Origin of the sequence: Duganella sp. BJB476 (assembly GCF_003416895.1) — a bacterium.
GTDB lineage: Bacteria > Pseudomonadota > Gammaproteobacteria > Burkholderiales > Burkholderiaceae_D > Rugamonas.
Genome location: NZ_QVIO01000002.1, coordinates 800282 through 825810 on the forward strand (window position 1 = coordinate 800282; position 25529 = coordinate 825810).

The 25529-nt window shown below is 64.3% G+C and carries 21 protein-coding genes; 15 read left to right on the top strand and 6 right to left on the bottom strand.

Translation table 11 applies throughout. The features are described 5' to 3' along the window. Positions 1-4: 4 nt before the first annotated feature. Positions 5-2311, bottom strand: coding sequence for a hypothetical protein (locus D0T21_RS13210; protein WP_116989415.1), 2307 nt, complete (start codon positions 2309-2311; stop codon positions 5-7). Positions 2312-2427: 116 nt separating this feature from the next. Then, positions 2428-3516: a serine/threonine protein kinase gene (locus tag D0T21_RS13215; RefSeq protein WP_116989414.1), complete on the bottom strand. Its 1089-nt coding sequence runs from the start codon at positions 3514-3516 to the stop codon at positions 2428-2430. 63 nt (positions 3517-3579) lie between these two features. Between D0T21_RS13215 and D0T21_RS13220 the strand changes: the two genes are divergently transcribed. From D0T21_RS13220 to D0T21_RS13255, 8 genes are all read left to right on the top strand, one after another. Beyond that, positions 3580-4275, top strand: coding sequence for a UPF0149 family protein (locus tag D0T21_RS13220; RefSeq protein WP_116989413.1), 696 nt, complete (start codon positions 3580-3582; stop codon positions 4273-4275). A gap of 4 nt (positions 4276-4279) precedes the next feature. Next, complete coding sequence (locus D0T21_RS13225; RefSeq protein WP_116989412.1) at positions 4280-5119, top strand: prolyl oligopeptidase family serine peptidase; 840 nt, start codon at positions 4280-4282, stop codon at positions 5117-5119. A 128-nt stretch (positions 5120-5247) separates the two neighbouring features. After that, positions 5248-6006: an ATP-binding cassette domain-containing protein gene (locus D0T21_RS13230; protein WP_116989411.1), complete on the top strand. Its 759-nt coding sequence runs from the start codon at positions 5248-5250 to the stop codon at positions 6004-6006. Between the two features lie 12 nt (positions 6007-6018). Further along, complete coding sequence (locus D0T21_RS13235) at positions 6019-7218, top strand: ABC transporter permease (RefSeq protein ID WP_116989410.1); 1200 nt, start codon at positions 6019-6021, stop codon at positions 7216-7218. A 167-nt stretch (positions 7219-7385) separates the two neighbouring features. Next, a complete protein-coding gene (locus D0T21_RS13240; protein ID WP_116989409.1) occupies positions 7386-9299 on the top strand; it encodes a DUF1800 family protein in 1914 nt (637 codons plus the stop codon). Positions 9300-9309: 10 nt separating this feature from the next. Next, a complete protein-coding gene (locus tag D0T21_RS13245; RefSeq protein ID WP_116989408.1) occupies positions 9310-10692 on the top strand; it encodes a DUF1501 domain-containing protein in 1383 nt (460 codons plus the stop codon). Positions 10693-10835: 143 nt separating this feature from the next. Further along, the gene (locus D0T21_RS13250) at positions 10836-11567 is read left to right on the top strand and encodes an ABC transporter substrate-binding protein (protein ID WP_116989407.1); all 732 of its coding nucleotides are present in this window, start codon (positions 10836-10838) and stop codon (positions 11565-11567) included. A gap of 18 nt (positions 11568-11585) precedes the next feature. Then, positions 11586-13346, top strand: coding sequence for a sensor histidine kinase (locus tag D0T21_RS13255; RefSeq protein ID WP_116989406.1), 1761 nt, complete (start codon positions 11586-11588; stop codon positions 13344-13346). On the opposite strand, the gene D0T21_RS13260 is transcribed toward D0T21_RS13255, so the two are convergent. The 4 genes from D0T21_RS13260 to orn form a co-directional block, all read right to left on the bottom strand. Beyond that, a complete protein-coding gene (locus D0T21_RS13260; RefSeq protein WP_229211464.1) occupies positions 13343-13984 on the bottom strand; it encodes a Pr6Pr family membrane protein in 642 nt (213 codons plus the stop codon). The genes D0T21_RS13255 and D0T21_RS13260 overlap by 4 nt on opposite strands. 10 nt (positions 13985-13994) lie before the next feature. Next, the gene (locus tag D0T21_RS13265) at positions 13995-14972 is read right to left on the bottom strand and encodes a hypothetical protein (RefSeq protein ID WP_116989405.1); all 978 of its coding nucleotides are present in this window, start codon (positions 14970-14972) and stop codon (positions 13995-13997) included. A gap of 88 nt (positions 14973-15060) precedes the next feature. Beyond that, complete coding sequence (locus tag D0T21_RS13270; protein ID WP_116989404.1) at positions 15061-16056, bottom strand: DUF1176 domain-containing protein; 996 nt, start codon at positions 16054-16056, stop codon at positions 15061-15063. Between the two features lie 62 nt (positions 16057-16118). Continuing rightward, positions 16119-16715, bottom strand: a complete 597-nt coding sequence (gene orn, locus D0T21_RS13275) for an oligoribonuclease (RefSeq protein WP_199538436.1) — start codon at positions 16713-16715, stop codon at positions 16119-16121. 53 nt (positions 16716-16768) lie between these two features. Here orn and D0T21_RS13280 point away from each other — a divergent pair, with 53 nt between their 5' ends. From D0T21_RS13280 to D0T21_RS13310, 7 genes are all read left to right on the top strand, one after another. Next, positions 16769-18037, top strand: a complete 1269-nt coding sequence (locus D0T21_RS13280) for a M48 family metallopeptidase (RefSeq protein ID WP_116989402.1) — start codon at positions 16769-16771, stop codon at positions 18035-18037. Next, positions 18034-18393: a 4a-hydroxytetrahydrobiopterin dehydratase gene (locus tag D0T21_RS13285; RefSeq protein WP_116989401.1), complete on the top strand. Its 360-nt coding sequence runs from the start codon at positions 18034-18036 to the stop codon at positions 18391-18393. The genes D0T21_RS13280 and D0T21_RS13285 overlap by 4 nt, the downstream gene beginning before the upstream one ends. Further along, entirely contained in the window at positions 18390-19298 is a 909-nt protein-coding gene (rsgA, locus tag D0T21_RS13290) for a ribosome small subunit-dependent GTPase A (protein ID WP_116989400.1), read from the top strand. Before D0T21_RS13285 ends, rsgA begins: the two co-directional genes overlap by 4 nt. A gap of 124 nt (positions 19299-19422) precedes the next feature. After that, on the top strand, positions 19423-22257 hold the full coding sequence (locus tag D0T21_RS13295; protein WP_116989399.1) for an ATP-binding protein: 2835 nt from the start codon (positions 19423-19425) through the stop codon (positions 22255-22257). Positions 22258-22395: 138 nt separating this feature from the next. Further along, complete coding sequence (argF, locus tag D0T21_RS13300; RefSeq protein WP_116989398.1) at positions 22396-23334, top strand: ornithine carbamoyltransferase; 939 nt, start codon at positions 22396-22398, stop codon at positions 23332-23334. 24 nt (positions 23335-23358) lie between these two features. After that, on the top strand, positions 23359-24591 hold the full coding sequence (locus D0T21_RS13305; protein ID WP_116989397.1) for an argininosuccinate synthase: 1233 nt from the start codon (positions 23359-23361) through the stop codon (positions 24589-24591). A gap of 115 nt (positions 24592-24706) precedes the next feature. Further along, positions 24707-25529, top strand: an 823-nt coding sequence (locus D0T21_RS13310; protein ID WP_147328102.1) for a CHASE3 domain-containing protein, incomplete at its 3' end; no start/stop codon positions are given.

Here is a 25529-nt window from a genome sequence, read left to right on the forward strand (position 1 = left end):
TGTTTTAGCGGGCGCGCCAGACGGCTTTGCCGGCTTCGGCTGGCGGCGCCAGGCGGGCTGCTTCCTTGCGGGCGCGGGCGGCGTCCAGCGTGGCGACTACGGCGCCCTCTTCCGCTTGCTTGCACTCGCCGGCGGCCACGGCCACCTTGGCTTGCACCGCTGCCAGCGCTTTTTGCGCGGCGGCGTGACGGCGGATTTCCAGTTCCAGCAATTTCTGCTTGGCGGCGGTCATCGCGGCGGTGGTGTCGGCCACTTTGCGCTGCATCGCGGCGTGCGCCTGGGCGGTTTCCAGCAAGGCCAGTTGTGCTGCGGCCTTGTCGGCCACGGCTTGCACGGCGGCTTGTTCGGCCAGCTCGCGCTGGTGCATAGCATCGGCCTCGGCCTGCTCGCCGTCGGCGCGCTGACGTGCGCAGGTGGCCACATTCCGTTCCGCTTCCAGGCGGCCGGCGATCGCTTTCGATGCGCGGATTTCCGAGGCGGTGGTCAGGCGTTGCTGCGTCAGCTTCTGATCAATCAGCGCCAGCGATTGACGCTCGGTTTCAATGAACTCACGCTCGGCCAGCAACAGCGCTTCAGCGGTGGCGGCCTTCTCCTGCTCGACGCGGGCGCGCTCGGCATGCACCACACCCAGCTCGACAGCCAGGCGGGCTTGCGCCGCCAGCGCCTGTCCGGCGATGGCTTTCTGTTCGGCTTCCAGCGATACCTGCTCGGCCATCAGGCGGGCGGCTTCGGCTTCTTTTTCCGCTGCGGCGGCCAGGCGCTGCTCGGCTTCCTGCTGCTGGCGATAGGCCTCGGTCTGTGCGCGCTCGGCGGCGATGCGGTGTTGTGCTGCATCGCTGGCGTCCTGCTCGGCATCCAGTTTTTCCTTCAGCGCGGCGATGGCTTGCTGCTCGGCGGCGGCGCGGGCCTGTTCGGCTTGCAGCAGTGCCTGCGCCTGCTCGGCCTTTTGCATGGCCACGGCGTTGGCCTGGTTCTGCGCTTCGACGTGCAGCGCCAGCGTGGCGATTTCCTGTTGTTCGGCGGCGTTCTGGCTGGCGGCCAGTTCGGCGGCGGCGCGCGACAAGGCTGCGCGTTCTTCGGCCAGCTCGGCGGCGCGCTGTTGTTCCAGGCTGTCGGTGCGGGCGGCTTCTGCGGCGGCTTCATCAGCGGCCTGGCGCAGCTTGGCTTGTTCCAGCGCCAGCGTCTCGACTTCGACCTTGGCGTGGGTTTTCAGTTCGGCTTCCTGCTCAGCCTGCACGCGGGCCAGGGCGACAGCGCGCAGCTGGCTGTCCACTTCAATGCGTGCTTCAGTCGCGGCCAGGATGCTGGCGTCCGCATCGCGGCGCGCCTGGGCGCTGGCGGCGGCCACCATTTCCAGACGTTCGCGGTGGATCGCGGCGTCGCGGATTTCTTTTTCGGTTTGCAGGCGCAGATGCAGCGATTGCGCGGCGCTGCGCTCGGATTCGGCCTTGGCCAGCGCGATCTGCTCGCGTTCCTGTTCCAGGTGCGCCAGGGCGCGGGCTTCTTCCAGCGCGCGCACTTCGGCGGCGGCACGGTTGAAGGCCGATTCCAGCGCGATCTGGTCGGCGCGTTCGCGCTGCACGGTCAGGTCCAGCGCTTCGGCTTCGGCCTGCACCAGCATCTGTGCGGTCTGGCGGGCGGCGTAGGCGTGGCGCTCGCGTTCGCGCGCCAAGGTCGCCACGCGCGCATCGGCGGAGGCGATGCCGACCACTTCTTCCTTGGCGGCCTGCACGGCGGCCACGCGCTCCACCGCTTGCAGGCGGGCTTGTTCGGTTTGGGTCGCCAGTTCCTCGGCGGCGCGGGAGGCTTGTTCAGCCAGTTCGGATTCGGCGGCGATCTGTTCGTGGGCGCGCTTGCGGCTTTCGCTCTCGGCCTTGGCGCGCTGTTCGGCGGCCACGCGGATCTGGGTGTCGGCTTCGACCCGGGCGCGCAGTTCGGCGGTTTCCTGTTTGACGGCGTCCAGGCGGGCCACGCTGGCCTGGGCGGCGGCGCGCAGCGATTCGAGGCGCTCGCGGTTGGCGGCGATCGCCTCTTCCGATGCTTGCGCATTTTGCAGCGCGACGGCGGCGGCGGCGGCGTCCATCGCGGCGCGGTCTTCGGCCAGCGAGCGGGCGCGGGCTTCGGCGTGGGCGCGGTTTTCGGCGGCGCAGGCCGCCTTGGCGTCGGCTTCGACGCGGGCGATCGCTTCCTGGATCGCCTTCATTTCCATCGCGGCGCGTGGGGTGTGGGTCGGTTCGTCCGGGTCATGCAGCGACACCATAGGGAGCAGAGTGACGTTATCGCTGTCTTGTTTGGCCAGTTGTGCTTGCATGAGAGTTCTCGCTAGACGATATGCCCCGGCACCAACCGGGACTTCTGAGTTCTCATTATCAAGCAGGGGACAGGCAAGCCGAACCGCAAGGAGAGCGGGAAAACCCCGTCAATTCGCTAGATCGGCAGCGGCGGCTCGTCCATCAGCGAAATCTGTTCCTTCAGTTCCAGGATGCGGTCCTGCCAGTAGCGCTGGGTGTTAAACCACGGGAAAGCCACCGGGAAGGCCGGATCGTCCCAGCGCCGTGCCAGCCAGGCCGAGTAATGGATCAGGCGCAGCGTGCGCAGCGCCTCAACCAGGTGCAGCTGGCGTGGATCGAACTCGCAGAAATCCTCGTAGCCGGCCAAGATGTCGCTCATCTGGCGCACCTGGTCGGCGCGCTCGCCGGACAGCATCATCCACAGATCCTGGATCGCCGGGCCCATGCGGCTGTCGTCGAAGTCGACGAAATGCGGGCCGGCGTCGGTCCATAGAACATTACCGCCGTGGCAATCACCGTGCAGGCGTAGCTGCGGCAGCTCGCCGGCGCGCTCGTAGCTGCGGCGCACGCCGTCCAGCGCCTGCGCCGAGACGCTGGCGTAGGCTTCCCGCAAATCGACCGGAATGAACTGGTTGGCCTGCAAAAACTCGCAAGGCTCGGTGCCGAAGGTGGCGATGTCGATCGCCGGCCGCTCCAGATAAGGCTTGATCGCGCCCACCGCGTGAATGCGGGCGATGAAGCGCCCGGTCCACTCCAGCACCGACGGATCGCTCAGCTCGGGCGCGCGGCCGCCATGGCGGGTGAACACGGCGAAGCGGAAGCCGTTGAAATGATGCAGCGTAGCCCGGTCCGGGCCCAGCGCCAGCGCCGGCACCACCGGAATCTCGCGCGCGGCCAGTTCATCGGTGAAAGCGTGTTCTTCCAGGATGGCCGCGTCGCTCCAGCGACCGGGACGGTAAAACTTCACCACCAGCGGCTTGTCGTCCTCGATGCCGACCTGGTAGACCCGGTTTTCATAGCTGTTCAGCGCCAGCAGGCGGCCGTCACCGCGCAGGCCGATGCTGTCGAGTGCGTCAAGCACGCACTCGGGATTGAGCGCCGAATAAGGATGCGGCGCCTGTTCCTGTGCGCTGTCGGCCGCCCCGGCCAGCGGCTCAGCCATGCTGGTGGCAAGGGCCGCAGCGCGGGCGTCTTCTTCTTCGTCGTCGAAATGATCTTGGTTCATCCCCGCATTGTACGGGGCGCGGCGTGTATACTGTCGGCTTCAATCCAATAAAAAGAGCAAGCCATGCAACTCGACCAGCCACTGAGCGAAAAAGAATTCGACGAATTAGACAACTTCCTGTTGTCCGACCGCAGCCCTGAAGATGCCATGACGATGGATATGCTGCACGGCTATCTGACCGCCATCGCCATCGGCCCGGAACCCATCATGCCGGCGGAGTGGCTAAAGCGGGTCTGGGGCCAGGAAGAAACCGACATCCCGAAATTCAAGAACGAAAAGGAAGAGGAACGCATCCTCAACCTGATCATGCGCTTCATGAACGAAGTGCTGGTGACGTTCGAAGTGGCGCCGAAGGAATTCGAGCCGCTGTTCGTCGAGCACGAGCATGAAGGCCAGACCCTGATCGACGCCGAAGCCTGGTGCTGGGGCTTCTGGGAAGGCATGGAGCTGCGTCCGGGTTCGTGGGACGAGATCTGGGAATCGGACATCCAGGAACTGATGAAGCCGATCTACCTGCTGGGCGCCGACGAGATCGAGGAAGAGGAGCTGCCGCTGGTGGAAGATCCGGTCAAGGCGCACAAGCTGGGCCAGGAACTGGAAGCCAACCTGCCTGCCATCTACAAGTTCTGGGTACCGCGCCGCAAGCCGGCCGTCACCACCCTGGTGCGCGACGAGCCTAAGGTCGGCCGCAACGACGACTGCCCTTGCGGTAGCGGCAAGAAGTACAAGAAGTGCCACGGCGCTGACACGGCGGAATAAGCCGATGTCCTTGCGTGGTGCGGTCATCACTCTGCTGCTGGCGGCGGGCTGCGCGTCGGCCGCCCAGCCGGAACTGGTGACCGACCGCACCACGCCTGCCCGCCTGGCCGCCGACGCGGCCATGCTGAAATCGCTGGACCGCGACGTTTTCTCCAACGGCAGCTACGCCGGCCCGACCGGGAAGCTGGGCTATCGCCTGATGTCGCCGTCCGCGCCGCAGCCCGGCAAGCGCTATCCGCTGATCATCGTGCTGCACGGTTCCGACGCCGTCGGCAACGACAACAACCGCCAGCTTGGCGCACTCGCGCTGTCCTGGTCCGCCCCGGCGATCCGCAAGCGCTACCCCGCCTACGTCGTGGTGCCGCAGTTCGCCGAGCGCAGCGCCAACTACTCGCCGTCCGCCGCCGACGGCCTGCTGGCGGCCAAGCCCGGCCCCAACCTGCCCACCCTGCGCGCGCTGGTGGAGACCCTGAAACCACAGTTCGCCATCGACACCGACCGCATCTACGTCACCGGTTTTTCGATGGGCGCTTCGGCCGCCACGCAGGCGGTGCTGCAAGACCAGGACATGTACGCCGCCGCAGTGGCCTTCTCCGGCATCGCCCCGGAACGCGCCAGCGCCGCGCAACTGAAAGACCTGCCGCTGCTGCTGGTCCACGGCGACGCCGACAGCGAGAACCCCATCGAGCCGGACCGCGCGCTGTTCGCCGCCTTGCAGCGCCAGCCAGGCGGCGCCAAAGCCCGCTTGCTCGAGTACCGCGACTTGGGGCACACCGTGCCCGCCGACATGCTGCTCGCCACCGCCTGGCGCGACTGGCTGTTCGCCCAGCACAAGACGCGCTGACCACATTTGTCGCCTCCCCATTGAATCTTTCGCACAAAGTTTCAAGCAATTAATATTGCTATATTGGGTATATAATTTGTCCATTCAGAAAAGCAAAGGCGCTAGTCTGCAAATTATGAAGGGCAAAAATGATCGAGGCAGCAGGGCTTAAAAAAGACTTCAAAGCGACCGCCAAAGGCGCCAAGGGACAAACGGTACAGGCAGTTAAATCGGTATCTTTTACTTGCCGGCCCGGCCAGGTATTGGGCCTGATCGGTCCCAACGGCGCCGGCAAGACCACCACCCTGCGCATGCTGTCCAGCGCGATCGCGCCGACCGACGGCGAAGTGCGGGTGCAGGGCGTTCGCCTGACGCAGGAACACATGGCGGCGCGGCGCCAGATCGGCTTCCTGTCCGGCCACACGGGCTTATATCTGCGCCTATCCGTGCGTGAAAACATTGAATATTTCGGCCGCGCATATGGTCTGCGCGGAGCCGCGCTGACTGCCCGGACGTCGGAATTGATCGAACAGTTTGGCCTGCAAAAATATGCCGATCAACAGGTTGACAAGCTGTCATTCGGGAACAAGCAACGCGCCGCGATTGCCCGCACCGTGGTGCACACGCCGGCCATCCTGATCCTCGACGAACCGACCACGGGACTCGATATCCTCGGCGCCAAACTGGTGAATGATTTCGTGCTCGAATATAAGCGCAGCGGCGCGGCGGTGATCTTCTCCACGCATCATATGCACGAAGTTGAAGAGCTGTGCGACGAGGTTTGCATCATCAACAACGGCGTGAGTGTTTACCAAGGCGGGTTGCCAGCTTTACTGAGCGACACTGCCACCAGCTCGCTGCACGGCGCCTATCTGCACACCATCACCAATACCCAAATTTCAGCGTAAAGGCCTCCTTCGATGTGGAATGTATTTTATAAAGAATTGCTGGAGGTCCTGCGTGACAAGCGCACGCTGATTTTCATGCTGGTCATGCCGGCCGTGATTTTCCCGGTGCTCATCTTCGGCTACGCGAAATTGGCCTCGAACAAAGCCCAGCAAGAGGGTACGCGCGAGTTGCGCTATGCCTTGGTGGCGTCCGACGGGGCGCCCTTGCTGCGCGCGGTACTGGAAGCAACGCCGCTGCTTAAGGCCATCCCGGCCGGGTCGAAAGAGGCGGCGGAGGCCGCAATCCGTGCCAACCAGATCGATTTTGCGCTGGTCTTCGGCGACGGCGGCGAGCGCGCGATCCTCACCGGCCAACAGAAACAATTGTCGCTGGTGTATAACACCGCGACCGTGTTCGATAGCGTCGGCAAGCGCGTCAAGCCCTTGTTGGCCGTGGCCTATACCGACAAACTGCGCGGTGAGCGGCTGTCCGTCCTCGGGGTGCAGCAGAACGTCGCCGCCTCGCTGAACACGCCATTTGTGCTGAGCGTATCCAGTACCGCTAGCGACCGCCAAGAACAAGGCGAGAAGATCGGCGCGTTGATCCCCTACTTTTTGTTCATGATGGGACTGATGTCGTCGATTGCCGTGTCCATCGACATGGGAGCCGGCGAAAAAGAACGCGGCACGCTGGAATCACTGTTGCTGTTGCCGATTTCGCGTTCGACCCTGGTTGTGGCCAAGTTCCTGGTCATACTCTGCGCCGCAGTGATTTCCGGCGGCATCGGCATTACCTCGATGGGCCTTTGTGCCATGCACCTGCTTGGGCAGGATGCGGGGGAGTTGCAAGCCATCACCCGATACATCCATACCCCTGAACTGCTCATGCTGGGTTTGCTGATCCTGCCGGCCTATGCCATGGTATCGGCGTTGCTGCTGTCCATTTCCTTCTTTGCCCGTAGCCACAAGGAAGCGGCCAGCTATTCGCAACAAATGATGATCGTCGTCCTGTTGCCGATTATGGCCTCCATGCTGCCAGGGATGAAGCTGGGCGACGGTTGGTCGCTGGTACCGATCATCAATACCGCGCTCGCGATCAAGGAAGTCGTCAAGGGGACGATCGCGATGGCGGACTACATCAGCGTATTTGCTTCGACCGCGGTGGTCTCGTGCCTGCTTCTTTCGCTGTGCGTCTATTGGTGCAAGCGAGAAGAAGTACTCTTCCGTTCGTAACGCCACGAGCGTTATGCGGCTGACGCAAATTGTCAGCCGCCACCTGACATTTTTTGTCCACCACTGGCAAATTTTGTCGCCCCCCATCCCAAATCAAGCACTTAGCGACTGGCACAGATGTTGCCAGTTGACTCCCGTCGTCTGAAAAAAAACAATGGGAGAAGTCGATGTCATTTTTACCAACACGTATCTGGCCTGTGGCCTGCCTGCTGAGCCTGAGCGGCTCGGTGTGGGCCGCCACCGCCACAGTGGAGAGCACCGCCAGGGGTCCTGTCGCACTGGGCAGCAAAGTCTGGTTCCTCGGCAAGGTCGATGGCCAGGGCGTCTACATGAACTTCGCCGTCAACGGCGTCCCCGGCGGCAATGCCACCTATGGCAAGCTGAATTCGCAAAATGGCGAATACATCGCGCCATCGGTGCTGCCGTCCAACGTGGTCATCACGATCACCGGCACCACCACCAAGGATGCCAAGCTGGGCGCCAACCTGTCCGCCAGCACCACGCTGACCTTGAAGAAGGCGGCCACGCCGACGCCAACCCCGACGCCCTCGCCCACACCTGAACCGACGCCGAGCCCAACGCCTACGCCCGCCCCGACGCCGACGCCAACACCAGCCCCCGCGCCAGTCCCGCCGCCGATCGGCCAGCAGCCCGCGCCGGACGCCGCCAAAATCAGCGCCGTGCGCCTGCTTGAGCAAGCCACCTTCGGCGCCACGCCTGCCGACGTGGCCGCGATCAAGGCCAACGGCCAGGCCGCCTGGCTCAAGCAGCAATTCGCCCTGCCGGCCAGCGCCGTTCCCGTCACCACCGACATGAAGCTGCTGCAAAACACCTGGTACAAAAACATGGCCACCGGTCCGGACCAGCTGCGCCAGCGCATGATCTTCGCGCTGTCCCAACTGTTCGTCATCTCCGCCGACAAGAACCCCTACGCCAATGAAATCCAGCCCTGGCTGACCACCATCTCCAACAACGCCTTCGGCAACTTCAACACGCTGCTGCGCGAGATGACGCTCAACCCTTCGATGGGAAAATACCTCGACCTCGGCAACAGCATCACGCCGTCGCCGAACGAAAACTACGCCCGCGAAGTGATGCAGCTGTTCACACTGGGCCCGGTCCTGCTAAACCAGGATGGCAGCGTGCAGACCGACCGCAACGGCGATCCCATCCCCACCTACGACCAAGCCCGCATCAGCGACTTCGCGCGCGCCCTGAGCGGCTGGACCTATGCCGGCAGCAGCGCCACCGGCATCAACTGGGAAAGCTTCACCGGCCCGCTGCAACCACGCGACAAGTTCCACGACAAAGGCAGCAAGACGCTGCTGCTGGGCGCCGTGCTGCCGGCCGGCCAGACCGCAGTGCAGGACATGGATGGCGTGATGCAGAACCTGTTCCAGCACCCCAACCTGCCGCCCTTCATCGCCACCCGTTTGATACGCGCCTTCGTCACCAGCAACCCCAGCCCGGCCTACATCACCCGCGTGGCCGACGTGTTCGCCTACGGCGCAGCCGGACGCGGCGACCTGCAAGCCACGCTGACCGCCGTACTGACCGATCCCGAAGCGCGCCAGGACCAGCCTGGCGCCACGCAAGGCCACCTGAAGGACCCGATGCTGCAATCGATCGGCCTGTTCCGCACGCTGGGCGCCAGCGTCACCGATCCGACCAACCTGTTCTGGGACTACTTCCTGCTGGGCCAGAAGATCACCGCCGCGCCAAGCGTGTTCAACTTCTACTCGCCGATGACGCGCCTGCCCGGCTCGCCGCAATACTACGGTCCCGAGTTCCAGCTGTACGCGCCCAGCCTGGCCGTGGCGCGCGCCAACTTCCTGTACAAGTTCATCTCCGGCGAATACAAGAGCATGGTCAACGTCGACATCACGCCGTTCGTCAGCGTGGCCGGCAACGCCACCACGCTGATCAACCTGGTCGACGCCACCTTGCTGGCGGGCCGCATGTCGGCCACCGCGCGGCAGGCGATCGGCACGGCCGTCAACGCCTCCACCGACCCGCGCCAGCGCGCCATCAGCGCGCTCTACCTGGCCGCCATCAGCGCCGAATTCGCCGTCGCACAATAAGGACACGACCATGAACCAGCACTCAAACTCCCGCCGCCGCTTCCTCGGCGCCAGCGCGCAGACCGGCTTGATGGGCGCGCTCTCCGCGTTGGGCCTGACCGGTGTCGCCACGCCGGCCAGCGCCGCCGTCACCGACTACAAGGCATTGGTCTGCCTCTACATGTTCGGCGGTAACGACGGCAACAATATGATCGTGCCGCTCGACAGCACCCGCTACGCGCAATACAACGCCATCCGCGGCAGCCACGGCCTGGCCTTGTCGAACGCGGCCAACACGCTGCTGGCCGCGCGCAGCGCCACCGTGCAAGCGACGACGAGTCCGGTGACGCAGCCGTTCGGCTTCCACTACGGCATGCCGGAACTGGACACGCTGTACGGACAAGGCCTGGTGGCCGCCATCCTCAACGTCGGCAATCTGCGCCAGCCGCTGAGCAAGTCGCAGTACCTGGCCGGCACGGGCGTGCCGTCGCAGCTGTTCTCGCATCCCGACCAGACCATCCAGAACCAGGCCGGCACGCCCTCCTCCGCCGCCACCGGCTGGGGTGGACGCCTGCTCGACGTGCTCGGCACCGGCGGCCACCTGGACGCGATCGCGGTCGGCGCCGGCGGCCTGTTTGTCGAAGGCGCCAGCACCCACGGCAATCTGCTGCCGGGCGACGGCCAGCTCGATCTGGCCGGCATGAATTTCTGGCCGCAGAAGGAAGCCGATGCGCGGCGCGCGGCGCTGGTGCAAATCCTGTCGGCGCAAAATCCCAACCTGATCGCCGGCGCCGCCAACCAGGCGCTGCTGAACGGCATGGATCTGGTGACCGATCTGAAGAACGCCAATTCCGGCACGCCGCTGTCCACTGTATTCCCCGGCACCTCGCTGGGCCAGCAGTTGAAGACCGTCGCGCAGCTGATCCGCATCCGCTCGCAGCAAGGACCGGGGCGGCAGGTGTATTTCGTTTCGCAGGGCGGCTTCGACACCCACGGCGGCCAGGCCTACCAGCAATTCGACATGCTGCGCCAGGTATCGCAGGCGTTGGCCGCGTTCCAGCTGGCGCTGGCGGAGATCCACGCCGCGCAGCAGGTGACCAGCTTCACGATGTCCGAGTTCGGCCGCACCCTGCAGCCCAACAGCGGCGGCACCGACCATGCCTGGGGCAATCACCACCTGGTGGTCGGCGCGGCGGTCAAAGGCGGGCTGTACGGCCAGTTCCCCGACTTCACGCTGGGCGGCAAGGACGACGCCACCGGACGCGGCGCCTGGATACCGCAGTTCTCCAACCAGCAATACGGCGCCACACTGGGCCGCTGGTTCGGCGCCGACGCCGACATGCTGCAGAACCAGGTTTTCAAGAACGAATTGGCAAGCTTCCCGCAGGCGGACCTGGGTTTCATGCTGACTTGACGCCACAATCTGTCGCGTATTTTTAACACTCCTGCCCGGTGCAAAAACTTCGTTCCCGTCAGCAAAACAACCCTGCTATAGTGAATTAGTGCTATCAATCAGGGAGTTGCATGTCGTCGACGCGCGCCGGCTGGAGGGATGTAATGAAATACCTGCTTTGCTGCCTCGTCCTGGCCTGCGGTCTGGCCTCGGCCTCGGCCGAAACCATTACCCTTGGCGCGGAAGACGACTGGGCGCCGTATTCGTCGGCGGTGGAGCGCAGCGCACGCGGCTTCGCGGTCGACGTGATCCGCGAGGCGTTTGCCGCCGTCGGCGTCACCGTCAACTTCGAAGTGCTGCCCTACGCCCGCTGCCTGGACGACACCAAGCGCGGCCGCCTGGTCGGCTGCTTCGACGCAGTGCCCAACGCCATGATAGGCGGCAGCTTCCTGTGGCACAAGCATCCGCTGTTCACCACCCACATGAACGTCTACGCGCTGAGCGACTCACCGGAAAGCGGCTTGACCGCCCATCAGCTGGAAGGCAAGACCGTGGGCGTCGAGCGCGGCTACGAATATGGCGACGAGTTCGACCTGAACACCAAAATCGTGCGCCGCATCGTCGACAAGAACGTGCAGGGATTCCGGATGCTGCTGGCCAAGCGCATTCAATACATGGCGGCCGAGGAACGCATCGCGAAAGCCCTGTTCATCAAGGAGGCGGCGGAATTCGGCGGCAAGTTCAAGCTGGTGGGCACGGTCGCCACACCCGGCCTGTTCATCGCCTTCAGCAAGGCGGGGCCGGACGGCGCCAAATATCTCGCTCAATTCAACCGCGGTTACACCATCATTCGGGACAATGGCCGCTACAAGGCGATTGAGGCCATCTGGTTTTAATGCGCCAACGGAGGCCATGTGCAAGCGGTACCAGCCAAGCTCGGTCTACAGTCGCCTTCGGGTAAGGACGGCGGTCCGCCCGCCGCACCGCTGCTGTCCGGCGACTCCATCGCCGCGCGCCTGCTGCGGATTATTTTTTTCTGCTACTTCATCGTGACCGTGGTGGTCACGCTGGTGCAGCTGGCGGCCGAATACAAGCACACCAAGGAACGCCTGGTGCTGGAGATCCGCGCGATGCAGCAAACCTTCGGTCCCGGCATCGCCGACGCCATGTGGCGCTTCAATGACGACATCCTGCGCGGCATCCTGACCGGCATGAGCGAGCTGCCGGTGGTGGCCGGCATCAAGGTGGCCGACGATCACGGCAAGCTGGTGCGCGCCGTCGGCACCGTGCTCGACCAAGGCGTCAAGGTGCACGCCGAGGCCGATGGCCATCTGAAGCCGGAGCCGGCCAGTGTAGGCTTGTTTGCGGAGATCTTCAGCCAGGACTTCCCCATCGTCTACAACGACGAGAACGGCCAGTCGCGCGTGATCGGCACCTGGACCGTGTATTCGAACCAGCGCATCATCGTCAAGCAGGTCGAGTACGGCTTTTTCCTCATCCTGGTCAACTCGGTCATCAAGACGTGTGCTTTGTGGTTTATCTTCCTGTTTGTGGTGCGGCGCTACCTGGGCCAGCCGCTGCGCCAGCTGAGCCAATTCGTCGGCCAGCTGAACATCGACAACCTGGGCGACCGCGTGTTCGTGCTGAACGACCGTGGCCACCACGAGCTGCATCTGCTGACCAACAAGCTCAACGAAATGATCGCCAACATCAAGGCTTCGGTGGCGGAGAATGAACAGCTGTACCGCCAACTGCAAGTGGAGCAGACCGCCACCCGCCAGCTCAACGAATCACTGGAACGGCGCGTGGCCGAACGCACTGCCGACCTGGTCACGGCCAACAAGGACCTGGCCCGGGCCATCGACACCTTGCGGATCGCGCAGGAGGAATTGGTCAACAGCGAAAAACTGGCGGCGCTGGGGTCGCTGGTGGCGGGTGTCGCGCATGAGCTGAATACGCCGATCGGCAATGGCCTGCTGGCGGCCACGGTGCTGACCGACAAAACGCGCCAGTTCGCCAGCGACTACGCCACCGGCCTGACACGCCGCACCACCGAAGCCTACATCAGCGACATGACCCAGATCACCGAGCTGGTGGTGCGCAACATCGCCCGCTCGGCCGACCTGGTGACCAGCTTCAAGCAGGTCGCGGTCGACCAGACCAGCTCGCAGCGGCGTCACTTCCAACTGGCGGAGGTGGTCGCGGAAAACATCAAGGCGCTGCTGCCGACGATTAACAAGACCGCCTACGTCATTGAGCAGGCCGTGCCGGAAGCGCTGGCGATGGACAGCTATCCGGGGCCGATCGGCCAGGTGCTGATCAACCTGATCAACAACGCCATCGTGCACGGCTTTGCGGGACGCAGCAAGGGCACCATCACGATCGCCGCCAGCGCGGCCGAGGATGGGTGGCTGGAATTGCGCGTCAGCGATGACGGCGTTGGCATTGCGGCGGAACACCTGGGCCGTATCTACGATCCCTTCTTCACCACCAAGCTGGGCGCGGGCAGTTCAGGGCTGGGGCTCAACATCAGCCACAACATCGTGACCGGCCTGCTGGGCGGGAAAATCCGCGCCACCAGCCAGGTCGGCGGCGGCACCACCTTCGCACTGCACCTGCCGCTGATGGCCCCGCGCCATGACGAACTGCCTGCCGCCGTGGAAGCCTGGAATTAGTTGGCGCTAGCCGGGCTGCGCAGCCGGGCGATTCCTTTGACCAGGGTTCCCAGCCCGACAAACAGGACCAGCAGTCCGACCGCGTTCAACAAGGTCCGGCCGTAGCCGATGCTGGCGGCGTCAATGAAATGATAGGGATACAGGCCGATCAACTCGCCCCGCAGCAGGACGTAGGCAAAATAAACCGCCGGATAGGCGCTCCAGGCCAAAGTCCCCAGCGTTGAAATGGGCTGCTGCGGCACGCGCCAGATCCAGTAAGCGAGCAACATCAGCGGCACGACATAGTGCAGCGTCATGTCGGCCACCCACTGCCAGCCCTGCGGGCTCCAGAGATGCTGCAGCAGGATATGGTAGGCGATGCAGACAAACATGATGGCCGTCGTGGCGCACCCCAGCTTGGCGTCCGTGGCAAACCAGCGCGCCACCCGCGTGCCGCCGCAGACCAGCGGCAGTGTCACCACCAGGCCGACGAAGATGTTGGTCAAGATCGTGAAGAAGCCAAAGTAGAGCACCAGGCCATCGACAATGGACTCGCTTGCGCCCAGATAGCCGTTCAAGCGCAGCAGAAGGCCGAACCACGTTACCGCCGCGATCACGGTCAGCGCGATACGGTCGCGGGGGATAGATTTTGTTGTCATAGTCACTCGCTTATTCAACCGTTAATTCATCGGGGACATTGTAGACAAAGGCTTTGCTGTCGAACATCAGCTTCCAGGTCTTCGCTTCCATCGCCGCGCCGTATTGCGTGCCCTTGACGCTGACCGTCAGCGGACCGGGCAGCGGGCCGATGACGTCGGCGGTGCGGTAGGTCCAGCGGCTGTGCTCGCAGCGCAGCGGCTCGGTATCGTCCATCGTCTCGGCTTCATGCACTTCCTGCTCGGTGGTGGCCTGCTCCTGGTTGCCCATCGCTTCCACCGCCTTGCGCCAGGTCTCGTGGTCGGCATTGGCCTGGGCGCAATCGCCCGGCTCGGCATCGACCGACGCCTTGAAACGGGCCAGCAAGGCGATCTCCTCGCCATGCGGCGCCAGCATCACGTTGCTGACCATGACCTGCTCGCCGGCCGGCCGGGTGCCGGTCTGCACCTTCAGCACCCAGCCCCAGGTGCGCTCGGACAGCGCTTCAAAGCGCACCTTCTCCGGCGTCACCGGCACATCGCTCTCGTAACGGAACGCCGAGCTGATCTCGACCAGTCCGCCGCCGGGTTTGGTGTCGGGACGGATCTGGAACACACCGTAGAAATTCCGGCCATTGCCTTTCAGCGACACACCGCTGGCGGCGAAGAACAGCTCGTCGCTCGCGCCCACCGCCTCGATCCGCGCCTGCTGGATCACCCGCACCAGGAAGGGTTCGTTGGACTCGTCCACATACACCCAGCCCTTTTTCTCCGCCGAGTATTTGCCGTAGGTGCGCGTCATCGCCTCGTCGATGGACGCCGCCTCGTCGATCTTGATCAACTGCGGCTCCGAGTTGGCCTTGATGACCGCCGCCACCAGCAGCGCGATCATCAGCACGCCCAGCACCGCCAGCGTGTACAGCACGTAACGGCCCCGCTTGCGGCGCTTGGGCGGCGGAGGGGTAAGCACGGGAGTTGCTTCGGTGACGCCGGGTTCGATCAGATCAGACATGAGAATTCCTGCAAAAGAGGTTGCTATTTTAACATTTGCAGAATTGTAATGCCAAAAAGAAGAACCGCGCGCGCGATAGGCGTGCGCGTCACTTGACCACCGTGGCCACCCACTCGCGCAGCGAGACGCCGCCAGGCACGCCACGGCACAGATTGGACTGGGCCATGTCCACCAGCTGGAAGCCCTGCGCCGTCCACACCCAGTTCCAGAAGCCGCCGCAATCGAAGATGCCCCTGCCCTTGGCATAGCTGTTCAACTTGCCGTCTTCGAACGAGGCGTTCATCACGCCACCGCCCTCCATGCCCGGCGGGTCCATGGGTTTGGGGTCGTAAGGCGGCTTGTCGCGGGCGATCCACAACCCGTAGGAGGATTGATACGCGGCGCGTTCGCACTCCAGCACCAGCAGCACTTTCCCGCCGGGCAGGCGGTGGATGCTCTGGTCGGCGTTCGAGTCCTGCAGGTCCGCGCCGCAAGCGGCGGGCCCGATGGTCTTGACGATGGCGGCCAGCAGCTTGTCGTCGCCCTTTTGCGCGGGCGGCAAGGTCAGCGCCCGCAGCGTCGGCGGCGCCAGCGGCGACAACACCGCGCTGGCCGGCCGCGTGCCGGGCTTGACCAGCGCCGTGACGGTGCCCACCCGCCCCTGCAGATCGTCCATCTTCAGCAAGACCGCCCTCAGGCCGGCCAGCGACAGCAGCCACTGGTGCTTGCCGTCCGACACCTTGGCCGACTCGGCGTTCTGCAACTGCGGCATCAGGCGCGCGAGCTGCTCCGCCGTCAGCACGGCTTCCGACTTCAAGCCGCCCAGCGCCAGCTTGCCGACGGTGATGGTCAGCGGACCGGCGTCCTTGTCGTCGGGGGTGACCACGATCAGCTTGGCCTCCAGCGCGGCGCCGGCGCCGGCATCGCGCCCCAGCCACAGGGCCACCGGCGCGCTTTCCGACTCATCGGTCTGGAAACCGGCCGCCTCGCAACGGCGCGTGTTGTCGCAGCCGACTTCCCAATCCTTGACGCCGAAATTCACGGCGCCGGCCGAAGCCGAGGCGGCCAGCGCCGCCGTTATCAAAACAAGTTTCAATTTTTCCATGATTTTTCTCGCAGGCGAAAAAAAACAGGTTCGACGGAACCTGTTTCGGTGAGGCGCGCAGCTTACAGCTTGATGAAGTGCTCGCGGTAGTATTTCAGCTCGTCGATCGACTCGATGATGTCGGCCATCGCGGTGTGCTTCTGGTGCTTCTTGAAGCCGCCGACGATTTCCGGTTTCCAGCGCTTGCACAGCTCCTTGAGCGTCGACACGTCGATATTCCGGTAGTGGAAGTAGGCTTCCAGCTTAGGCATGTAGCGCACCATGAAGCGGCGGTCCTGGCCGATGGTGTTGCCGCACATCGGCGCTTTGCCCTTCGGCACCCACAGCTTCATGAACTTGATCAGTTCCTCTTCCGCCTGGGCTTCGGTCACGGTCGACGCCTTGACGCGCTCGATCAGGCCCGAACGGCCGTGCGTGCCCTTGTTCCAGGCATCCATCTTGTCCAGCGTCTCGTCGCTCTGGTGGATCGCGAACACCGGGCCTTCTGCCAGCACGTTCAGGTGCATGTCGGTGATCACCACGGCAACTTCGATGATACGGTCGGTGTCCGGCTCCAGGCCGGTCATTTCCATATCGACCCAGACCAGGTTAAATTCATTCTGGCGCGGGGTGATGGCATCTGGTGCGGAACCTTCTGGCAATTCGTTAGCTTGTGACATAATTCTCTCTTGGCTTCATTAATCCGAATCCGCCATTTTCTCACAGGCATAGAATGTATTCACTCGCGTTTTCGATTTTGTTTGTATCTTTCATCATTTTGACGCTGATCGTGCGCTTCTGGCTCGCCTCGCGCCATATCCGCCATGTGCTGGCCCACCGCAGCGCCGTGCCGGCCGAATTCGCCGAAAAAATCCCCCTCGCCGCCCACCAGAAGGCGGCCGACTACACCGTCGCCCGCACCAAGTTCGGCCTGCTCACGCTGCTGGTCAACACCGTGGTGCTGGTCGGCTTCACCTTGCTGGGCGGCCTGCAATGGCTGTCGGTGGAGATCTTCAAGCTGACCGGCCCCGGCATGCTCTACCAGCTGGCGTTGCTGGCGGCCTTCGCCGCCGTGTCCGGCATCATCGACCTGCCGTTCGACTACTACAAGCAGTTCGGCCTGGAGCAGCGCTTCGGCTTCAACAAAATGACGCCCGGCCTGTTCTTCGCCGACATGGTCAAGGGCCTGCTGCTGGGCGCGGCCATCGGCCTGCCGCTGGTGTGGGTCATGCTGACATTGATGGAAAAATCCGGCAACCTGTGGTGGCTGTACGCCTGGCTGGTGTGGAGCGGCTTCCAGCTGCTGATGATGGTGCTGTTCCCGACCGTGATCGCGCCGCTGTTCAACAAGTTCACGCCGCTGGAAGACCAGTCGCTGAAAGCCCGCATCGAAGGCCTGATGAGCCGCGTCGGCTTCGCCTCCAAGGGCTTGTTCGTGATGGACGGTTCCAAACGCAGCGCCCACGGCAACGCCTACTTCTCCGGCTTCGGCGCCAACAAGCGCATCGTGTTCTTCGACACCCTGCTGTCGCGTCTGCAACCGCAGGAGATCGAGGCGGTGCTGGCGCATGAGCTGGGCCACTTCAAGCTCAAGCACATCATCAAGCGCATCTCGATGATGTTCGCGATCTCGCTGGCCTTCCTGGCGCTGCTGGGCTACCTGAAGAACCAGTTGTGGTTCTACACCGGCCTGGGCGTCGATCCGCTGCTGCTGCCGGGCCAGGGCAACGACGCCATGGTGCTGCTGCTGTTCATGCTGGTGCTGCCGGTGTTCACCTTCCTGTTCGGCCCTCTGACCTCGATCAGCTCGCGCAAGCACGAGTTCGAAGCGGACGCCTTCGCCGCCCAGCACACCGACGCCCGCGACCTGGTCTCGGCGCTGGTCAAGATGTACGAGGACAATGCCTCGACCCTGACGCCGGACCCGCTGCACTCGGCCTTCTACGACTCGCACCCGCCGGCCAGCGTGCGCATCCGTCACCTGCACGCGGCGGCCGCATGATCAACACCCACGCCGACCTGCTGAACCGCAACTGCCATCCGGCCAGGGACGCGCTCAGCGCCGACGAGGCCGCGCGCCTGGTGGCGCTGCTGCCCGGCTGGTCGCTGGAAAACGGCAAGCTGGTCCGCACCTTCAGCTTCACCAACTACTATCGCACCATGGCCTTCGTCAACGCGCTGGCCTACCTGAGCCACGCCGAAGACCATCACCCGGAAATGACCGTGACTTATAAAACCTGCATCGTCCGCTACAACACCCACTCGGTCAACAACGGCCAGGGCGGCCTGTCGAACAACGACTTCATCTGCGCGGCCAAGGCCGGCGTACTGTTCCACTCGGCGGCGGTCAAGCAATGAGCAACCCTGCCCAACTGAGCGCCATCATCATCGCCGCCCACGGCCGCCATTACCTGGCCGAGGCGGACGGCGTCAAGCTGCAATGCGTCACGCGCGGCAAGAAGACCAACGTCGCCGTCGGCGACCAGGTGCGCATCACGCTGACCTCGCCCGACCAGGGCGTGATCGACAAGATCGAGGAACGCAAGACCCTGCTCTATCGCTCGGACCAGTACAAGTCCAAGCTGCTGGCGGCCAACCTGACGCAGCTGTTCATCGTGGTCGCCACCGAGCCCGGCTTCGCTGACGACCTGGTGTCGCGTTCGCTGGTGGCGGCCGAGGCGGCCGGCATCACCGCCCGCCTCATCCTCAACAAGACCGACGTCACCGAATCGCTGGAACGCACCCGCGAGCGCCTGCAACCGTACGCCTCGCTGGGCTACCCGGTGCATGAAGTCTCGGCCAAGGCCAAGCCGGACGAGGCGCTGGCCGTGTTGAAGCCGCTGCTGGCGGGCCAGTCGTCGATCCTGATCGGCCAGTCCGGCATGGGCAAGTCTTCGCTGATCAACCTGCTGGTGCCGGACGCCGACATCGCCGTGCGCGAGATCTCGGCCGCGCTCGACACCGGCAAGCACACCACCACCTTCACCCGCCTGTACCAGCTGCCTGAACTGGGGCCCGATTCGTCCATCATCGATTCGCCCGGCTTCCAGGAGTTCGGCCTGTACCACCTGAGCGAAGGCATGCTAGAGCGCGCCTTCGTCGATTTCGAACCCTATCTGGGCCAGTGCAAGTTCTACAACTGCCGCCACTTGATCGAGCCGCAATGCGCGATCCTGACGGCCGTGGCCGAAGGCAAGATTGCCAAAATGCGCCACACTTTGTACGGCCAACTGTTGCATGAATCGTCGCAAACCCTCTACTAAAAAAAACAATTGTCGTAGCTCACGCACAACGTGCATTTGAGGACTATAATTCCTCAAGGCAATTATCCGTGTGGTGACGTACCGCAGCCGCAACCCCGCTGCGCCACCCGCTCCAAGGACAGCGATGGACATGTTTGCGGTCGATGACGAAGTAAGCCATTGGGAAGCGGCCCTGCTGCCGCTGCGCGGTCCTGCGCGCCTGCCGGTGCTGGTGCCGCTGGCCTGGCACCTGCGCCAGCGCGACACCGTGCGCGCCGTCGCCCTGGCCACCGAGGGCCGCCAGCTGCTGCCCGCCACCTCGCTGTCGCAGGACGACATGCGCCTGGTTTCCGCCCGCCTGCTGCTGGTGCAGGCCGAAGCCATCTGGCTGGCCGGCGAACTCGATGAGGCCACTGTCCTGGCCGAACAAGCCTACGATCAACTGTGCCAACTGGGCGACCACCAGGGCTGCGCCGACGCCCACTGGCTGCGTGCCTGGATCGCCATCGACCGCGGCGACCACCGCAACGGCGAGAGCGAACTGGAACTGATGGCCGCCGCCGCCCGCCAGGCCGGCGACGAACAGCGCGCCGACATCGCCGAAGCGGCCATCGCCCGCTGGGCCGTGCTGCAGGACCAGCCCTCAGCCGAGCGCCGCTGGGGCCAGCGCTTCGCCGCCGACCAGGCGCCGCAGCATCCCGGCGTGGCGGCCTGGGTGTACGATTTCTTCGGCCTGTCCGCCAGCCAGCACAGCGATCACGGCGCCGCCGCGCGCCACTACATCCATTGCTACGAAACGGCGCTGGAGACGGGCCAGGTCCGCGTGGCCGTCACCGCCGCGATCAACATCGGCCTCAATTTCACCATCCTCAACGACCATCACTCTGCGCTGGAGTGGATGCAAAGCGCGCTTGACCTGGCGCGTCCCACCGGCTGGCCGCGCAGCATCGGCGCCTGCCTGATGCACACCGCCGAAACCATGCGCCGCCTGGGCCGCCTCGACGCCACCGAGGAGCTGCTGCACGAAGCCTTGCAGATCATGACGCCGTTGCCGGGCGCGCGCAGCTACGCGCATGCGCTGTCCTACCTGGGCGACCTGGCGCTGGACAAGGCCGACTACCCGGGCGCGCTGAACGCCTTCCACCGCATGGCGGGACGCGCCGACGCGCTGGGCCAGGCCGACTTCCAATCGATCGCGCGGCGCGGCCAGGCACACGCGCTGTGCTTTCTCGACCGTCCGCAGGAAGCGCTGGAGATGGCCGAACGCGCGGTCGAACTGGCCGCAGAACAGGCCAACCGCGACAACCACGTCGCCGCGCTGCGCGTACTGTCGGTGATCCACGAACGCCACGCGCTGCCGCCGCCGGCCGGCATGACCGAGCAAAACGCCACGCTGCACTATCTGCACCAGGCGCTCGACGTGGCTTCCGCCATCGACGGCTACACCCTGCCCGGCGACCTGCACGACGCGCTGGGACGCGAATACGCGCGGGTCGGCGACTACGCCAAGGCCTACGCCTCGGCGCAGGCCGCAGCCGCCGCGCGCCAGAAGATCCACAGCCAGGAAGCCACCAACCGCGCCATCGCCATGCAGGTGCACCACCAGACCGAACACGCGCGCGCCGAAGGCTACCACCATCGCGAACTGGCGGCCTCCGAAGCGCGCCGCGCCGAAGTGCTGCAGCAGACCAGCACCACGCTGGAGCGCCTGTCGGCCATCGGCCAGGAGATCACCACCCACCTCGACGCCGCCGCCGTGTTCCAGGCGCTGACCCGCCACGTCCAGGGCCTGCTGCCGGCCAACAGCTTCGCCATCTACCTGTGCGACGCCGGCGACGAAACCGTCAGCCGCGCCTTCGGCATCGAGAACGGCCACCCGCTGCCGACCAACACCATCGCCATCGACAACCCGCGCGCCAACTCGGCGCGCTGCGTGCGCGAGCGGCGCGAGATCTATGTCGAGGAAGCGGGACCGGACGACATCTTCCTGGCGCCCGGCACCCAGCTGATGGTCAGCGCCTTGTATGTGCCGCTGGTGGTGGGCGAACGCGCGCTGGGCGTGATGACGGTGCAGGCCATGCACGCGCGCGCCTACGGCGAGCGGGAACGGCTGATCTTCCGCACGCTGTGCGCCTACGGCGCCATCGCGCTGGACAACGCCGAAGCCTACCGCCAGCTGAAGGACGCGCAAACCCAGCTGGTGTCGCAGGAGAAGCTGGCGGCGCTGGGCTCCCTGATGGCCGGCGTGGCGCACGAACTGAATACGCCGATCGGCAACAGCCTGCTGATCGCCAGCACGCTGATCCAGAAAACCGAGGAGCTGGAAATCCAGGTGAGCGGCCCAGGCCTGCGCCGCTCCGAGCTGGCCGCCTATCTGGCCGACGCCCGCAAGGCGCACGAACTGGTGATGCGTGGCCTGACCAGCGCGGCCGACCTGGTCAACAGCTTCAAGCAGGTGGCGGTCGACCGCACCACCGAGCAGCGCCGCGAGTTCAACCTGCAGCAGGTGTCGCACGAAGTGATCGCGACGATGATGAACCGCATCCGCGCCGCCAACCACCGCATCGAAATCGACGTGCCGGAACTGATCGCGATGGACAGCTATCCCGGCCCGTTCGGCCAGGTCATCGCCAACTTCATCAACAACGCGCTGCTGCATGCCTTCGCGCGCGAGCGCAGCGGCAGCATGTGGCTGCACGCGGCCACGCCGGCCGAGGGCCGGGTGCTGATCACCTTCCGCGACAACGGCGGCGGCATCGCGCCGGAGCACATGTCGCGCATCTTCGATCCCTTCTTCACCACCAAGCTCGGACAGGGCGGCAGCGGGCTGGGACTGTCGATCAGCTACAACATTGTCACTTCGCTACTGGGCGGCCATATCAGCGTCCACAGTTCGCGCGACGGCACCGCCTTCACGCTCGACCTGCCGCTGACGGCGCCCGAGCACCAGACGGCGGCGGCGACCCAGATCTACACTTAGCAACGGCGAGGCCGCGATACCTGTATAGACAGGAGATTCTGCGGCGATTCGCCCTACTTTCCGAATTGCCTTTATAATTGTTCGGCTAAGCCGGCCAGGCAACTCGCCCCATGCCCTGCTCTCCTGTCAGTTGTTAATATGTCTATCCAAAAACCGATCAAGCATTACCTGCAGTTTTCCGACTTCACGCTGGACGAGTATGAATACGTCATCGAACGCGCGCACCTGATCAAACGGAAGTTCAAAAACTACGAGATCTATCACCCGCTGATCGACCGCACGCTGGTCATGGTATTCGAGAAGAACTCGACCCGCACCCGCCTCTCCTTCGAAGCCGGCATGCACCAGCTGGGCGGCGCCGCGATCTACCTGAACACACGCGACTCGCAACTGGGCCGCGGCGAACCGGTGGAAGACGCCGGCCAGGTCATGAGCCGCATGTGCGACATCATCATGGTCCGTACCTTCGGCCAGGACATCATCGAGCGTTTCGCCGCCAATTCGCGCGTGCCGGTGATTAACGGCCTGACCAACGAACACCACCCATGCCAGGTGTTCGCCGACATCTTCACCTACTACGAGCACCGCGGCCCGATCACCGGCAAGACTGTGGCCTGGGTGGGCGACGCCAACAACATGCTGTATTCGTGGCTGCAGGCGGCCGAGGTATTCGGCTTCCACGTCAACGTGTCCACGCCGAAGGGCTACGACATGGACATGTCGCTGGTCTCGACCGACCGCTACACCTTCTTCGAGAACCCGTCCGACGCCTGCCAGGGCGCGCACCTGGTCAACACTGACGTCTGGACCAGCATGGGCTACGAGGAAGAAAACGCCGCCCGCCTGAAAGCCTTCGACGGCTGGATCGTCGACAGCGCCAAGATGTCGCGCGCCGCGCCGGACGCGCTGTTCATGCACTGCCTGCCAGCCCACCGTGGCGAGGAAGTCTCGGCCGACGTCATCGACGGCCCGCAGTCGGTGGTCTGGGACGAGGCGGAAAACCGTCTGCACATCCAGAAGGCGCTGATCGAGTACCTGCTGATCGGCCGCGTCGAAAACAGCGCAGACAACAACTAACACTACCCACCAATTGGAACTAGCATGAGCGATATTAAAAAAGTAGTCCTCGCCTACTCGGGCGGCCTCGATACCTCCGTCATCCTCAAATGGCTGCAAGATAACTACCAGTGCGAGATCGTCACCTTCACGGCCGACCTGGGCCAGGGCGAGGAGCTGGAGCCTGCGCGCGCCAAGGCGATCAAGTTCGGCATCAAGCCTGAGAACATCTACATCGACGACGTGCGTGAAGAATTCGTGCGCGACTTCGTGTTCCCTATGTTCCGCGCCAACACCGTGTACGAAGGCGAATACCTGCTGGGCACCTCGATCGCGCGTCCGCTGATCGCCAAGCGCCTGATCGAGATCGCCAACGAGACCGGCGCCGACGCCATCTCGCACGGCGCCACCGGCAAGGGCAACGACCAGGTGCGCTTCGAACTGGGCGCCTACGCGCTCAAGCCAGGCGTGAAGATCATCGCTCCATGGCGCGAATGGGACTTGCTGTCGCGCGAAAAACTGCTGAAGTACGCGGAAGACGCCGGCATCGACATCGACATGAAGCACAAGAACGGCGGCGCGCCCTACTCGATGGATGCCAACCTGCTGCACATCTCCTTCGAAGGCCGCCACCTGGAAAACCCGAGCGCCGAAGCCGAGGAAACCATGTGGCGCTGGAGCGTCAGCCCTGAAGCGGCGCCGGACCAGCCGGAATACCTGGACATCGAATACGAAAAAGGCGACATCGTCGCCCTGAACGGCGTGCGCATGTCGCCAGCCACCGTGCTGACCGAACTGAATCGCCTGGGCGGCAAGCATGGCATCGGCCGCCTGGACCTGGTGGAAAACCGCTACGTCGGCATGAAGTCGCGCGGCTGCTACGAAACCCCTGGCGGCACCATCATGCTCAAGGCGCACCGCGCCATCGAGTCGATCACGCTGGACCGCGAAGTGGCCCACCTGAAGGACGACCTGATGCCGCGCTACGCGTCGATGATCTACAACGGCTACTGGTGGGCGCCGGAGCGCGTCGCCATCCAGACGCTGATCGACCACACGCAAGCCACGGTGAACGGCTGGGTGCGCGTCAAGCTCTACAAGGGCAATGTGATCGTCGTCTCGCGCGATTCCAAGACCGACTCCCTGTTTGATATGACCATCGCCACCTTCGACGAAGACGGCGGCGCCTACAACCAGGCCGACGCCGGCGGCTTCATCAAGCTGAACGCGCTGCGCATGCGCATCGCCGCCAACGCGCGCCTGAAGCGCGGCCAGTAAGCGCTTTAGCAGTAACCAAGGGGACCGCCAGCTCAGTTGGCGGTCTTTTTTTTGTCCTCCACAACGGGCGACAAAATGATACATTGCTTCCACGACCAGCCACCGTGGAGCGCAAATGCTAAAGAACGTCGGTATCAAGACAAAACTCGCGATGGGCTTCGGCGCCGTCGTCGCCATCCTCCTGGTCTTGCTAGCCATGGCCTACACCAATTTCAACAAGCTGTCCGATGCCAGCCAGTGGGACAAGCACACGCTGGAAGTGCTGCGCGAAGCCGACCGCACCTCGATCGCGGTGCTGGAGCTGCAATCGGCGGAACGCGGCTATATACTCAGCGGCGACGACAAGATGCTATCCGCCAGCGCCGAAGCCAATCAGGAAAGCCATCTCCAGAAGCTGCTGACGCTCACCTCGGACAACCCCGCGCAGCAGGAACGCCTGCACCGGCTGCACGCACTGGTCAAGGACTGGCTGGCGCAGGTCTACCGTCCGCTGCTGGATAAACGCCGTGCGCTGGGACTAAGCGCCGGCGCGGCCGATCAGCTGGGGCACGGGGCAGAGCTGCGCAACGGTACCCGCAGCATGGACGCCATCCGCGCCCTGATCGACGAAGTCACCGCCGAGGAAACCCGGCTGCTCGACAGCCGCACGCGCACCTCGGCCGAATTGCAGCAGCTGATGACCATGGTGCTGATCCTGGGCGGCAGCTTGTGCGTGGCGCTGTCCGTCGTGGTCGGCCTGCTGCTGGCCCGCACGCTGCTGACGCCATTGAACAACCTGACGCACGCGGTGGGCCGCATCGCCGCCGGCGAGCAGTCGGCGCGGGCGGCGGTACTGTCGGCCGATGAACTGGGCCGGGTGACGACGGAGTTCAACCGCATGGCGCAATCGATCCAGGACAGCCAGGCCAACGAACTGGCCGCCACCAACCTGCTCAAGG

Bases quoted from the DNA above. Each gene is read 5' to 3' on its own strand.
- D0T21_RS13210 (WP_116989415.1), bottom strand. From the start codon at position 2,311: ATGCAAGCACAACTGGCCAAACAAGACAGCGATAACGTCACTCTGCTC.
- D0T21_RS13215 (WP_116989414.1), bottom strand. From the start codon at position 3,516: ATGAACCAAGATCATTTCGACGACGAAGAAGAAGACGCCCGCGCTGCG.
- D0T21_RS13220 (WP_116989413.1), top strand. From the start codon at position 3,580: ATGCAACTCGACCAGCCACTGAGCGAAAAAGAATTCGACGAATTAGAC.
- D0T21_RS13225 (WP_116989412.1), top strand. From the start codon at position 4,280: ATGTCCTTGCGTGGTGCGGTCATCACTCTGCTGCTGGCGGCGGGCTGC.
- D0T21_RS13230 (WP_116989411.1), top strand. From the start codon at position 5,248: ATGATCGAGGCAGCAGGGCTTAAAAAAGACTTCAAAGCGACCGCCAAA.
- D0T21_RS13235 (WP_116989410.1), top strand. From the start codon at position 6,019: ATGTGGAATGTATTTTATAAAGAATTGCTGGAGGTCCTGCGTGACAAG.
- D0T21_RS13240 (WP_116989409.1), top strand. From the start codon at position 7,386: ATGTCATTTTTACCAACACGTATCTGGCCTGTGGCCTGCCTGCTGAGC.
- D0T21_RS13245 (WP_116989408.1), top strand. From the start codon at position 9,310: ATGAACCAGCACTCAAACTCCCGCCGCCGCTTCCTCGGCGCCAGCGCG.
- D0T21_RS13250 (WP_116989407.1), top strand. From the start codon at position 10,836: ATGAAATACCTGCTTTGCTGCCTCGTCCTGGCCTGCGGTCTGGCCTCG.
- D0T21_RS13260 (WP_229211464.1), bottom strand. From the start codon at position 13,984: ATGACAACAAAATCTATCCCCCGCGACCGTATCGCGCTGACCGTGATC.
- D0T21_RS13265 (WP_116989405.1), bottom strand. From the start codon at position 14,972: ATGTCTGATCTGATCGAACCCGGCGTCACCGAAGCAACTCCCGTGCTT.
- D0T21_RS13270 (WP_116989404.1), bottom strand. From the start codon at position 16,056: ATGGAAAAATTGAAACTTGTTTTGATAACGGCGGCGCTGGCCGCCTCG.
- orn (WP_199538436.1), bottom strand. From the start codon at position 16,715: ATGTCACAAGCTAACGAATTGCCAGAAGGTTCCGCACCAGATGCCATC.
- D0T21_RS13280 (WP_116989402.1), top strand. From the start codon at position 16,769: ATGTATTCACTCGCGTTTTCGATTTTGTTTGTATCTTTCATCATTTTG.
- D0T21_RS13285 (WP_116989401.1), top strand. From the start codon at position 18,034: ATGATCAACACCCACGCCGACCTGCTGAACCGCAACTGCCATCCGGCC.
- rsgA (WP_116989400.1), top strand. From the start codon at position 18,390: ATGAGCAACCCTGCCCAACTGAGCGCCATCATCATCGCCGCCCACGGC.
- D0T21_RS13295 (WP_116989399.1), top strand. From the start codon at position 19,423: ATGGACATGTTTGCGGTCGATGACGAAGTAAGCCATTGGGAAGCGGCC.
- argF (WP_116989398.1), top strand. From the start codon at position 22,396: ATGTCTATCCAAAAACCGATCAAGCATTACCTGCAGTTTTCCGACTTC.
- D0T21_RS13305 (WP_116989397.1), top strand. From the start codon at position 23,359: ATGAGCGATATTAAAAAAGTAGTCCTCGCCTACTCGGGCGGCCTCGAT.